General features: G+C 66.4%; 9 protein-coding genes and 1 pseudogene. All 10 read right to left on the bottom strand.

Going from position 1 to position 13,301, the window contains the following annotated elements; all coding sequences use genetic code 11:
* Nucleotides 1–3,722 (bottom strand): DNA-directed RNA polymerase subunit beta' (gene rpoC, locus VF167_14900; protein HEX6926707.1); only part of this gene is annotated, 3,722 nt, incomplete at its 3' end.
* Between the two features lie 209 nt (nt 3,723–3,931).
* Nucleotides 3,932–9,241 (bottom strand): annotated as a pseudogene (locus tag VF167_14895) (DNA-directed RNA polymerase subunit beta).
* A gap of 266 nt (nt 9,242–9,507) precedes the next feature.
* Complete coding sequence (rplL, locus tag VF167_14890) at nt 9,508–9,903, bottom strand: 50S ribosomal protein L7/L12 (GenBank protein HEX6926706.1); 396 nt, start codon at nt 9,901–9,903, stop codon at nt 9,508–9,510.
* Nucleotides 9,904–10,035: 132 nt separating this feature from the next.
* Entirely contained in the window at nt 10,036–10,566 is a 531-nt protein-coding gene (gene rplJ / locus VF167_14885) for a 50S ribosomal protein L10 (protein ID HEX6926705.1), read from the bottom strand.
* 4 nt (nt 10,567–10,570) lie between these two features.
* Nucleotides 10,571–11,266, bottom strand: coding sequence for a 50S ribosomal protein L1 (gene rplA / locus VF167_14880; GenBank protein ID HEX6926704.1), 696 nt, complete (start codon nt 11,264–11,266; stop codon nt 10,571–10,573).
* 179 nt (nt 11,267–11,445) lie between these two features.
* Nucleotides 11,446–11,871, bottom strand: a complete 426-nt coding sequence (gene rplK, locus VF167_14875; protein ID HEX6926703.1) for a 50S ribosomal protein L11 — start codon at nt 11,869–11,871, stop codon at nt 11,446–11,448.
* Between the two features lie 129 nt (nt 11,872–12,000).
* Nucleotides 12,001–12,552, bottom strand: coding sequence for a transcription termination/antitermination protein NusG (gene nusG / locus VF167_14870; GenBank protein HEX6926702.1), 552 nt, complete (start codon nt 12,550–12,552; stop codon nt 12,001–12,003).
* A 6-nt stretch (nt 12,553–12,558) separates the two neighbouring features.
* Nucleotides 12,559–12,765 carry a preprotein translocase subunit SecE gene (secE, locus tag VF167_14865; protein HEX6926701.1) on the bottom strand — a complete coding sequence of 69 codons (207 nt, stop codon included), beginning with the start codon at nt 12,763–12,765 and terminating at the stop codon, nt 12,559–12,561.
* Nucleotides 12,766–12,843: 78 nt separating this feature from the next.
* The gene (rpmG, locus tag VF167_14860; protein ID HEX6926700.1) at nt 12,844–12,993 is read right to left on the bottom strand and encodes a 50S ribosomal protein L33; all 150 of its coding nucleotides are present in this window, start codon (nt 12,991–12,993) and stop codon (nt 12,844–12,846) included.
* A gap of 168 nt (nt 12,994–13,161) precedes the next feature.
* On the bottom strand, nt 13,162–13,301 hold a 140-nt coding region (gene tuf, locus VF167_14855; protein ID HEX6926699.1), incomplete at its 5' end, for an elongation factor Tu.

Genomic DNA, 13,301 nt, shown 5'->3' with positions numbered 1-13,301 from the left:
GGGCCCTTGATGCGCAGGATGTCGTGCGGGTTCACCGGACCCTCGCTCAGCCGGTCACCGGCGCGCACCACGTCACCCTCGTGCACGCGGAGGTGCTTGCCGACCGGGATCTCGTAGATCCGCTCCTCCCCGCTCTCCGGGATGATGATCACCTCGCGCTTGCCGCGCTTGATGTCCCCGAAGCGCACGGAGCCGTCCACCTCGGTAATGACCGCCGGATCCTTCGGCTTGCGCGCCTCGAACAGCTCGGCGATACGGGGCAGACCGCCGGTGATGTCGCGCGTCTTGTACGCCTCGCGCGCGATCTTCGCCAGCGTGGTGCCCGGAGCGACCTCCTCGCCGTCGCGCACCGTGAGCTGCGCGCCCACCGGGATGATGAATTCGCGCAGCTTGGTGTCGTTCTCGCTGTCGCGAATCTCGATCATCGGGTGCAGCTTCTTGTTGCGATCCTCGATGATCACCAGCTGACGCCGGCCGGTGGATTCGTCGAGCTCCTCGCGCACCGTCTCTTCATCGACGATGTCGATGAAGCGCACCGTACCGCGGAAGTCCGAGACGATCGGCTCGGAGTAGGGGTCCCAGCTGAACAGCAGGTCGCCCACGTCCACCTGCTGCTTATCCTCTACCGCGATCACCGCACCGTAGGGAACGCTCAGCCGAGAGCGGATCACCCCTTCGGGCGTCCGCATCAGGATCTCACCCTCGCGGCTGGTGACGATCCTCGTGCCCTCGGGCGTCTCCACCGTGGTGATGCGCTCGAACTCGGCGACGCCTTCCACCTTGCTGCGACGCTGGGTCTGCGCCGCGATACGGGCGGCCGTACCGCCGATGTGGAAGGTTCGCAGCGTGAGCTGCGTGCCCGGCTCGCCAATCGACTGCGCGGCCAGGATCCCGACCGCCTCGCCCACGTCCACCATCTCCATGGTGGCGAGGTTCCGGCCGTAGCACTGCCGGCAGAGCCCGCGACGGCTCTCGCAGGTGAGGACGGAGCGCACGCGCACGCTGGGAATTCCCGCGTCGTCCATCGCGTCCGCCGCCTCTTCGTCGATCAGCGTTCCCGCCTCGACGATCAGCTCGCCGTCGATCGGATCCACCACGTCATCGAGCGCCACCAGGCCCACGATGCGGTCCTTCAGCGGCTCGACCACGTCCTCACCCTCCTTGAGCGCGGAGACCTCCATGCCCAGGACGGTGCCGCAGTCCTCCTCGGTGATGGTGACGTCCTGCGCCACGTCGACCAGGCGGCGGGTGAGGTAGCCCGCGTCGGCGGTCTTCAGCGCCGTGTCGGCCAGCCCCTTCCGCGCGCCGTGCGTGGAGATGAAGTACTCCAGCACGGTGAGACCCTCACGGAAGTTCGACTTGATCGGGCTCTCGATGATCTCGCCGATGCCGCCGGTCAGCTTCTTCTGCGGCTTGGCCATCAGGCCGCGCATGCCGGCGAGCTGCCTCATCTGGTCACGTGAGCCTCGCGCGCCCGAGTTCATCATCATGTAGACGGGGTTGAACCCGCCGCGCGATTGTGCCAGACGCTGCACCATGGCGTCCGCCACGTCGTTGTTGGCGTGCGTCCAGGTGTCGATGACCTTGTTGTACCGCTCGCCGTTGGAGATGACGCCGTTGGAGTACGCCCGGGTGTAGCGGGCGACGTCCTCCTCCGCCTCGCGAAGGATCTGCTCCTTCTCCGCGGGGATCTCCATGTCCTCGATGCCGACCGAGACGCCCCCGAGGGTGGAGTAGCGGAAGCCGAAGTCCTTGAGCGCGTCCAGGAAGACCGTGGTGCGCCCCAGCCCCACCTGCCGATAGGCGGTGAAGACGATGTCGCCGAGCTCCTTCTTCCCCATGGTGCGGTTCCAGTAACCCAGCTCGGGCGGAACCACCGAGTTGAAGATCACCCGGCCCACCGTGGTCTCGATCCAGCGCGGCTTGCGCGGCTTCCCTTCCTCGTTCGGCCCCAGCGCCTTCGGGTCGTAGTAGAACCAGCAGGGCGTGTGGAAGTCGACCAGCTTGTTGGCCAGCGACATCTCCACCTCGCCGATGGAGCCGAAGCGCGGCAGCGGCTTGCCGCCGTTCTTCTCCTCCGCGAAAGCGGCCTCGAAGCCCACCGGATCCTTCGTGAGCCAGTAGCACCCCATGACGATGTCCTGCGTCGGGGCGGCGATGGGCCGGCCGTTCGACGGCAGCAGGATGTTGTTGCTCGACAGCATCAGCACCCGCGCCTCGAGCTGCGCCTCGAAGGAGAGGGGCACGTGCACCGCCATCTGGTCGCCGTCGAAGTCCGCGTTGAACGCGGCGCAGACCAGCGGGTGGATGCGGATCGCCTTCCCCTCCACCAGCACCGGCTCGAAGGCCTGGATGCCGAGGCGGTGCAGCGTCGGCGCACGGTTCAGCAGCACGGGGTGATCGCGGATGATGTCCTCGAGCACCTCGTACACCTTCGGATCGTCGCGCTCGACGATCTTCTTCGCCCGCTTGACCGTCTCCGCCGCGCCGCGCTTCTCCAGCTCGTGGATGATGAAGGGCTTGAACAGCTCCACCGCCATCGCCTTCGGCAGGCCGCACTGGTGCAGCTTCAGCTCGGGCCCGACCACGATCACCGAACGGCCGGAGTAGTCCACGCGCTTACCGAGCAGGTTCTGGCGGAAGCGCCCCTGCTTGCCCTTCAGCATGTCCGACAGCGACTTCAACGGACGCTTGCCGCGACCGCGAATCGCCTTGCTGCGGCGCCCGTTGTCGAACAGCGCGTCGACCGCCTCCTGGAGCATGCGCTTCTCGTTGCGGAGGATGACCTCCGGGGCGCGCATCTCCATCAGCTTCTTCAGCCGGTTGTTCCGGTTGATGACACGCCGATAGAGGTCGTTCAGATCGCTGGTAGCGAAGCGGCCACCGTCGAGCGGTACCAGCGGACGCAGATCCGGCGGAATGACCGGGATCACGTCCATGATCATCCACTCGGGGCGGTTGCGGTCGGCCGGGTTCTCCGCGGAGTTGCGGATCGCGTCGATGACCTTCAGCCGCTTGAGCGTCTGCTTCTTCCGGTGCTGGCTGGTTTCGTTGGCGACCTGCGCGCGCAGCGTCTCCGCCAGCCGGTCGAGCCCCTTGTTGTCCGCGTTCCAGACGCCGCCGAGCTCCGGCTCCACGTCCAGCTCACGCAGTAGGGTGCGCACGGCCGGGGCGCCGATGTCCGCCTGGAAGTCCTGGTCGCCCTCCTCCTGCGCCCGCTGGCGAAGCTGGTAGTACTCCTCCTCGTCCAGCAACTGACCGATCTTGACGTCCTGCTGGCCGGGGCGGGTGACCACGTAGGCGGCGTAGTAGATGACCTTCTCCAGGTCCCGCAGCGTCATCCCCAGCAGATAGCCCATCTGCGAGGGGAGCGTTTTGAAGAACCAGATGTGCGCGACCGGCACCGCCAGCTCGATGTGGCCCATCCGCTCGCGCCGCACCTTGGAGAGAGTGACCTCCACGCCGCACTTGTCGCAGATCATGCCGCGGTAGCGGATCCGCTTGAACTTGCCGCAGTGGCACTCCCAGTCCTTGACCGGACCGAAGATGCGCTCGCAGAAGAGCCCGTCCCGCTCCGGCTTGAAGGAGCGGTAGTTGATCGTTTCCGGCTTGGTGACCTCGCCGTAGCTCCACGACCGGATCTCCTCCGGAGAGGCCAACTTCACCTGGATGAAGTTGAAGTCCGTCGCGCGCGTCTCGCGAGTGCGGGGAAAATCGATCATGTAGGTGTCCCCCTTGTATAAGCTCTCGACGGTGTCGGAGTTCGCCGTCGATGTCAGGTACTGCGCTGGAAGCGGGGTGTTCGTTATCCGTTATCCGTTATCCGTTGTCCGTCGAGGACGGCCAGTGTCGCGAGGTCTGCCGCTGCTTGGAGCGCCCGCTGACTGTTGACGGATAGCGGATAACGGATAACGGATATCCCCTCTTCTCAATTGCCCAGCGTCACGCTGATCCCCAACGCCTGGAGCTCCTTCACCAGCACGTTGAAGCTCTCCGGCAGGCCGGGTTCGGGGAGGTTCTCTCCCTTCACGATGGCTTCGTAGACCCGTGAGCGTCCGTTCACGTCGTCCGACTTGACGGTGAGGATTTCCTGGAGCGTGTGCGCCGCGCCGTAGGCCTCGAGCGCCCACACCTCCATCTCTCCGAAGCGCTGACCGCCGAACTGCGCCTTGCCGGCCAGCGGCTGCTGCGTGACCAGCGAGTATGGGCCGATGCTCCGCGCGTGGATCTTGTCGTCCACGAGGTGTGAGAGCTTCAGCATGTAAATCGAGCCGACCGTGACCGGCGAGGTGAACTCCTCACCCGACCGGCCGTCGCGGAGTCGCACCTTGCCACCGGGGGTCAGGCCCGCGTGGCTCATGTGCTCCTCCACCGCGTCGTGCAGCCCCTCGAGGCTCTTGGACTTCTTGAGGGCAGCCGCCGCCGGGAAGGTCTCCTCGAGGGAGGCACCCTCTCTCCGCTCGACCAGCTCCTCCGCGGCCGCAACCAGGTAGCCCTTGAGCGCCCTCAGCTTGTCCTCGACCTCCTTGGGGGTGGTCGGTTGACCGAGCAGTCGATCCATCGAGCGCCCGATTCCGCGCTCCGGGATCGGCTCACCGTCGAGCTGAACCGCGTCGACAGCGGCGATGATCCGGCGCACGTCCTCCACGTCGAAGGTCGGCGCCGGGGCACTGACGCCCAGTGCCTGGCGCGCCCAGGTGACGCCCGCGAGCCGGAGCAGCACCCCGATCTCGTCCTCCGAAGCGCCCTGGAAAACCGGCGTCTTCGCCTCGAAGCCGAGGACCCGCGCCGCCCAACCCAGGTGGGTCTCCAGAATCTGGCCCACGTTCATGCGGCTCGGCACGCCGAGCGGGTTGAGGCAGACATCCACCGGAGTCCCGTCGGGCATGAACGGCATGTCCTCCTCGGGCACGATCCGGGCAATGATGCCCTTGTTCCCGTGGCGCCCGGCCATCTTGTCACCCACCGAGATCTTCCGCTTCTCGGCGAGATATACCTTCACCAGCTGGACGACGCCCGGAGGCAGCTCGTCCGGCTGGAAGACCTTGTCGATCTGGTCCTCGGTGCGCTGACGGACGCGCTCGATGCGGCGCTTGGCCTCGTCGATGACGCGACGGAGCTGCTCGTTCGTCTCCTTGTCCGTGACCTTCAGCGTGGTGAGGTCCACCTCGTTCAGGTCGAGGTCCGCCACCACCTCGGCGGTGAGCTTCGTCCCCTCGGTGAAGTAGGGCTCCACCGTCCCACGCTTCAGGAAGAGCGCGACCTCCTTGCCGACGATGAGCTCCTTCACCTCCTCGTCGCGCGCCTCCGAGATCCGCTGGATCTCCGCGCGCTCGAAGGCCCGCAGCTCACCGATCCGCTGACCGTGCTCCTTCTCCAGCAGCGGGTCGTCGATCCGCCGCGAGAAGACCTTGACGTCGATCACCGTCCCCTCGACGCCCGGCGGCACCTTCAGGGAGGAGTCCTTCACGTCCTTGGCCTTCTCGCCGAAGATCGCGGTGAGCAGCTTCTCCTCTGGGGAGAGCTCGGTCTCGCCCTTGGGGGTGATCTTACCGACCAGGATGTCGCCCGCCTTCACCCGCGCTCCGATGCGGATGATGCCCCGCTCGTCGAGGTCGACCAGCGACTCCTCGGCGACGTTGGGGATTTCACGGGTGATCTCCTCCATTCCCCGCTTGGTGTCGCGGACCTGGAGCTCGAGCTCCTGGATGTGGATCGACGTATAGACGTCGTCGCGCACCAGCCGCTCCGAGAGCACGATGGCGTCCTCGAAGTTGTGGCCGTACCAGGGCATGAAGGCCACCAACAGGTTCCGGCCCAGGGCCAGCTCTCCGTTGTCGGTCGAGGCCCCGTCGGCGAGGATGGTTCCCCGCTCGACCCGCTGCCCCTTCCGCACGAGCGGCCGCTGGTTGATCGCCGTGTCCTGGTTGGTCCGCCAGTACTTCTTCATCCGGTAGCGATCGAACTGCGACAGGCGCCGCAAGGGCTCGCTGCCCGCCGCGGGGGCGGTGCTGCCCGTGTCGATCACGATGTGGTCGGCGGTGACCTCGGCCACCACTCCCGCGCGCCGAGCCACCACCACCGCGCCCGAATCCCGGGCCGCGGTCTCCTCGAGCCCGGTGCCGACCAGCGGGGCCTCCGGGAAGAGGAGCGGGACCGCCTGGCGCTGCATGTTCGAGCCCATCAGCGCGCGGTTCGCGTCGTCGTGCTCGAGGAACGGGATCAGGGCGGCCGCCACCGAGACCAGCTGGTCCGGCGCCACGTCCATGTAATCGATCTCGTCCGGCGTGAGCAGCGGGAAGTCACCCCGCTCGCGGCAGAGCACGAAATCGTTCACGAAGGTGCCGTCCTCGGCGAGAGGCGCGTTCGCCTGTGCGATGCGGGCGAGCTCCTCTTCGTTGGCGGACAGCCAGGCCACGATCCGCGTGACCACAGGTGTGACCCAGGTCAGCTGCACCTCCGGCTGCAGCGTCACCCGACCCACGTCGAGCGGGGCCGTCAGCGCGGCGACGCCGGTGGTATAGTCGACCCCCACCTTTTCCGGCGCGTCGTGCGGGCGCTCGCCCTCTTCCAGGCCCTCCATCTGGGCGTCGTAGAGGCGGTCCACCACCTCCTGGGTGAGCACCGTGCCCGGAGGCGCCAGATAAGCGGCGGTCTTCGGCTTGAAGACCTGTACCGGCAGCGAGAGCGGGTTGCGGATCGTCTCCGGCGCCACACCCCGGGCCTCCGCCCCGGCGCGCCGCGAGACAACACGCACCAGGTTGACCGGCTGCTCGGCGATGCGGCGCGCCAGGTCCTCGGTGATTCGCTCGCCGCGGCGGGCCAGCAGCGGCACCGTTTCGAAGATCTCTTCCCACTGCGACTGCAGGATCTCGCCCGCCAGCATGCGCGGGAAGATGGCGCTCCAATCGCGCAGGTCCTCGGCGAGCTCCGCTCCCACGATCATCTGGCGGAAGAGCTCGCGGCCCCGCTCCGCGTCCACCGTCTCGCCCGCCTGGGCGAAGGTCCGCGTGCGCTCACCCACCACCAGCCGCAGCGGCTCGCGTAGCTTGGCGCTCGAGGGGTAGCGCAGGACCGCTCGCACCACCTTGCGATACGGGGTCTCGATGAAGCCCAGGTCGTTGATCCGCGAGTAGGTCGTCAGGCTGTTGATCAGCCCGATGTTCGGACCTTCCGGCGTCTCGATCGGGCACATGCGCCCGTAGTGCGAGTAGTGGACGTCGCGCACCTCGAAGCCGGCCCGCTCGCGGGTGAGGCCGCCCGGCCCGAGCGCCGACAGACGCCGCTTGTGGGTCAGCTCGGCCAGCGGGTTCGTCTGGTCCATGAACTGGCTGAGCTGCGAGGACCCGAAGAACTGCTGGATCACCGCGGAGACCGTGCGGGCGTTGACCAGGTCGTCGATGTTGATCTTGTCCGGGTCGGACACGATCGACATCCGCTCGCGCACCAGGCGCGCCATGCGCGACAGACCCACCGAGAACTGGTTCGCGATCAGCTCGCCGACCGAACGCACGCGCCGGTTGCCGAGGTGATCGATGTCGTCGGTGTATCCCCGCCCCTCGTGCAGGTCGACCAGGTGGTGGAGGATCGCCAGCACGTCCTGGGCGGTCAGCGCGGTCATCCCCGCCGGCGGCGGAGTGAAGCCCAGCGCGGCGAAGGCCGGCTGGAGTCGCTGGTTGATCTTGTAGCGGCCGACCCGGCCGAGGTCGTAACGCTTGTTGAGCGACTCCTCGGAGTACTCGCCGTAGTCGGTGAGCGCGCGCCCGTTGCCGGAGGCCAGCGCACCCGAAACGGCAAGCGCCGCCCGCGGCTGGAAGAGCAGCCGCCAGACCGCCGTGTAGACCGTCAGCACGCGCGGCAGCTCGTAGACGAGCACCCGGGCGCGCGGCGACTTCTCCGCGCGCTCCTCACGGAAGTTCTCCCACACGTAGCGGATCCCGCGCTCCTGCGCGAAGCGGATCATCCGCTCCTCGGTCGAGCGCTGGGTCTCCCGGTTGACCGTCTCGGTCGCGTCCTCCTCGGCCTCCTGCCACATCTGCAGGAAGTCGTGGATGTGCATGACCTGGTCGCGGGAGGCGAAGAAGTCCTCCTCGGTCCACACCTCGGGGGCCGGGGCCGTGCCGGGCCGCAGCAGGTTGTGGATGGCGAAGAGCGCGTCGATGGTGCCGCGGGTCGGATCCTTGGCGAGGGTGGCGCGAACCGCGGAGCCACTCTGCGTGCGCGGGCGGTACAGCCACACCTCGTCCACCCCGGCGCGCTGCAGACGGCCGATCAGCTCGGCGCTCAGCTCATCGCCGGCGCGGGCCAGCAGATTGCCCGGGGCGATGGGCAGCGTGCCGATGCCGGCGGCGCGCACCTCGGCATAGGCCTCGGGCGTCAGCCGCGTGCCCCGCTCGAAGACCTCGCCGGTCTCCGCGAGCACGATGTCCCGGTAGAGAACCGCGCCTTCCTCGCCGAGCAGCGCCGGGTCCGGCACATCCTCACCGAGGAAGCCGTGGAACGCCTCGACACTACGACGGCCCTCGCGCGAAGCCTCCTTCTCCAGCGAGGTCAGCGCGACCTTCTCGCGATCGTAGAAGACGTCGAGCACGTCCGAGTCCCGGCTGAATCCCACGGCCCGCAGCAGCGCCGTCGCCGGGAACTTCTTCTTCTTGTCGATGTGGACGGAGACCACGTCGTGGATATCCACGGTGAACTCCACCCACGAGCCCCGGAAGGGGATGATGCGGGCGCTGTAGAGCTTGGACCCGTTCGGGTGGATCGTCTCCTCGAAGACCACCCCCGGGGAGCGGTGCAGCTGCGAGACGATCACGCGCTCGGCGCCGTTGACGATGAACGTCCCCAGCGGCGTCAGGAGGGGGAGATCACCGAGGTAGACCTCCTTCTCGATGATGTCCTTGGGGCGACGTTCGTCCCCGACCTCTTCCCAGACGATCAGTCGCAGGGTGGCCTTCAGGGGCGCGGCATAGGTCATGTCGCGCTCCATGCACTCCTCGATGTCGTACTTCGGCTCCCCCAGGGAGTAGCGCACGAACTCGAGAGAGAAGTTCCCGTTGACGTCGCTGATCGGGAAGATCTCGTTGAAAACCCGCTCCAGCCCCACGTCCTCGCGCTCCTGCGCGGCGGCGTCGGTCTGGAGGAGGGTCTGGAATGCGCGAAGCTGCACGTCGAGGAGATTCGGCATCTCCATACCGGACGCGAGCTTGGCGAAGGAGACGATTGATTTCTCTTGCGTTGCCAAGTGAGTCTCCCTCCTGGGCGGCATCGGAAAAGTCGAAATCTTGGTTCCGTAAAGAACCCGTTCGACCTAAAGCACAAAATCCCCCGACCGAAAACTCGGCGGGGTTCGGGTCAGATCAGACTATGGTCAGCAGGCTTTCGAGCCATGTGGCGTCGAGCGAGTAGTGACTGTTCCTCTTCATCACGCCGGTGGCGTCCGCCGGATGCGCCGTGCGGCGTCGATCCGGAGCCGCCCCCGAGGGACGGCCCCGGATCGGAGGAGCAGTCCTACTTCAGCTCGACAGCCGCACCCTGCTCTTCCAGCTTCGCCTTGATCTGCTCGGCCTCCTCCTTGGAAGCGCCCTCCTTGACGGTCTTGGGGGCACCGTCCACCAGGTCCTTGGCCTCCTTCAGGCCCAGGCCGGTGATCTCGCGGACCACCTTGATGACCTGGATCTTCTTCTCGCCGGCGCTCTGGAGAACGACGTCGAACTCGGTCTTCTCCTCGGCGGCGGGGGCGGCAGCGGCACCACCGGCCGCCGGCGCAGCGGCGGCAACGGCCACCGGGGCCGCGGCGGTCACACCGAACTTCTCCTCGAACGCCTTCACGAACTCGGAGAGCTCGAGAACCGTCATGTTGCCAATCGCATCCAGCAGCTCGTCACGAGAAAGCGTGGTCGCCATCGTCGGCTCCTATTGTCTTCAGTACGTACAGGTGACGCTGACCGCCGCGCGGTGCAGCGAAATACTAGCGAAGTCCTCTATTCACCGCCGGAGCGGTCCGTCTTGAATCGCCGCGCGAGTCGCGGCGCTCGATCAGGATCCTGCGCTCTCGCGCTGCGCGCGGAGAGCGTCCACCGCCCGGGCCAGCCCGGCGATGAGGTTGCTGGCGCCGCCGGCGAGGCGGGCCATCGGTGCCTGAAGCCCACCCGCCAGCTGGGCCAGCAGGACTTCCTTCGGCGGCAGCTCGGCGAGCTGCTTCACCTGGTCGGCCGGAACCTCCCTGCGCTCGACCACGCCCAGCTTGATGGCGGGCTTGTTGTCGAACTCGCGGGCGAATTCCGTGAGGACCTTGGCCGCGGTGACCGCGTCCTCCCGACCGATCACCAGCCCGGTGGGGCCGGTGAAGAAGCGCGCGATATCCGTGAGCTCCAGCTGCTGCAGCGCTCGCTGCGCGAGGGTGTTCTTGACGACGACGTACTCCACCCCCTGCTTGCGAAGGCGCGACCGGAACTCCGTCATCTGCTTCACGTTCATACCCGTGAAATCGGTCAGGTAGAACGCGTTCGCTTCCGATAGCTTCTGCTGGAGCTCGTCGACGACGGCTGCCTTCTGTTCCCTGTGCATCGGCTCAGCTCCTGGCGAAGAGGTTCGGATCGAGCGGCACGCCCGGGCCCATGGTGCTGGACACCGTCACGCCCCGCACGTACTTCCCCTTGGCCGCCGACGGCTTGGCGCGCAGGATGCTGTCCATGAATGCGGCCAGGTTCTCGGCAAGCTGCTCCTCGCCAAAGGACACCTTCCCGATCGGAGCGTGGACGTTTCCGGTCTTGTCCACGCGGTACTCGATCTTACCCGCCTTGATCTCGCGCACTGCGCGGGCGACGTCGAAGGTGACCGTGCCGGCCTTGGGCGTGGGCATCAGGCCGCGGGGGCCGAGCACCCGCCCGAGCTGGCCGACCTGACCCATCAGGTCGGGCGTGGCAACCGCCACGTCGAAGTCCAGCCAGCCGTCCTTGATCTTCTGCACGTATTCGGTGCCGACGTAGTCGGCGCCGGCCTCCTCGGCCTCGCGCGCCTTATCGCCCTGCGCGATCACCAGCACCCGAGCCGTCTTCCCGGTCCCGTGGGGGAGCACCACCGTACCGCGGACGATCTGGTCCGCGTGCCGGGGATCGACCCCCAGACGGACGGCCACGTCGACCGTCTCGTCGAACCTGGCGAAGCTGAGCTCCTTCACCAGCTTCACCGCTTCGGTGGGCGCGAACGCCGCACCGACGGGAACACGGGCGGATGCCTCGCGGAACTTCTTTCCGTGTTTCGGCATGTACCCCCCGAGGCGATCTGAAAACTGGTCCTCCCACCGGGCGTCGCCTGGCGCCATGCGGTGGTACGTGGACGTCTACCTCAGCCCCACCCCGCCCCTCAATTACGAATTATGAATTACGAATTACCGATTCGTGCCAGCAGTCCAACAATTCGTAATTCGTCATTCGTAATTTGCAATTATCCCTCGATCTCGATGCCCATGCTCCGCGCCGTGCCGGCGATCATGTTCATCGCGCCCTCGATGGAGGTGGCGTTGAGGTCGGGGAGCTTGGTCTCGGCGATCTGGCGCAGCTGGTCGCGCGTGATCTTGCCGACCTTCTGGCGCTTCTGGGCGGGGGAGCCGCTCTCCACGCCGGCCGCCTTCTTCAGCAGGACCGCCGCGGGGGGCGTCTTGGTGATGAAGGTGAAGCTCCGGTCCGCGTAGACCGTGATCTCCACCGGGATGATCATCCCCGCCTGGTTCTGCGTACGGGCGTTGAACTGCTTGCAGAACTCCATGATGTTCACGCCGTGCTGACCCAGCGCCGGGCCCACGGGGGGCGCCGGATTCGCCGCGCCGGCGGGAACCTGAAGCTTGATGAAGCCGGTGACTTTCTTGGCCATACGACTATTGGTTATCCGTTATCCGTTATCCGTTATCCGTGGTCGCCCTCCGTTCCGTCAGACTCCCTCTCCGTATCCGTCGAAATGAACGACGGATGGCGGATAACGGATAACCCGTCCCTATTCCCGTCAGTATCCCTTCAACTGCGTGTAATCCAGCTCGATGCTGGTCGGCCGGCCGAAGAGCGAGACCTCCACCTTCACTTTCCCCTTGTCGGGGTAGATCTCCTGGACCGTCCCGCTGAAGTCGTTGAACGGACCCTCGATGACCTCGACCACCTGGCCGATGGTGAAGGGGATGTGCTCGATCGGCTCCTCGACGGCTTCCTCCGCGGCGGCGGGGCCGCCGAAGATCTTGGCCAGATCCTCCTCGTGCAGCGGCTGCGGCTCGGCCCCCGTGCCCAGGAACTTGATCACGCCCTGAATGTTGTTGATCAGGTGCGCGGTCCGCTGGTTGTACTGCATCTTCACCAGCACGTACCCGGGGTAGAGACGGCGCGTGACCGTGACCCGCTTGCCGTTGCGCAGCTCCACGACCTCCTGGGTCGGAACTACCACCTCCTGGATCTGCTTCTCCTCCGGCTCGCCCGGCTCCTCGTCGATGCGCCGCTGGATCAGCCGCTGGACCTTGTTCTCGTGGCCCGAATAGGTCTGGATGGCGTACCACTTCGCCTCGGCCATGGCCCCCTACCCTCCAAAGATGCTGGAGAGCAGCTCCAGCAGCCTCCGCGACACGAAGTCCATGACGAAGATGACCAGCGCGAGGACCGCAACGAAGACCACGATCACGAAGGTCGAGTTCTTCAGTTGCGGCCAGTCGGGCCAGGTCACCTTCTGCATTTCCGTCCGGACGTCGCTCACGAAGCCCTGAACGGTACGAAGCCTGTCAGCCATGCGGCAGAGGATCGACTAGAGGAGAGCGGACCGAAGGCGGGCGCGCCGATGTCGTCGCACCCGCGGACGGCCGCCGAATTACTTCGTTTCCCTGTGCGGCGTGTGCTTGTTGCACCGCGGGCAGTACTTGCGGTACTCCACCCGCTCCGGGTGGAGCCGCTTGTTCTTCGTCTTGTGGTAGTTCCGCTCCTTACACTCGGTGCAGGAGAGGATGATCTTGTCGCGCATCGGTCTGGCTCCTTCGTGGAAGCGCCGACTGGTCGTCTGTAGGTTATCCGTTATCCGTTATCCGATATCCGTTATCCGTCAGAAACATGGAACCAAATGTCCGATTGCGCACCAGTGCGCGAGGCGCCAAACGGATAGCGGATAACGTGCGACGGATACCCCTTCTCTCTACTCCAGAATCTCCGTCACCACCCCGGCGCCCACCGTCCGGCCGCCCTCGCGAATCGCAAAGCGCAGCTCCTTCTCCATCGCGATCGGCGTGATCAGCTCCACCGTCATCTGCACGTTGTCCCCCGGCATCACCATCT

The organism is Longimicrobiaceae bacterium (genome assembly GCA_036375715.1).
GTDB lineage: Bacteria > Gemmatimonadota > Gemmatimonadetes > Longimicrobiales > Longimicrobiaceae > DASVBS01.
The sequence above is the reverse complement of the archived record's forward strand: the minus strand, read 5'-3'. Positions and strand labels throughout refer to the sequence as shown.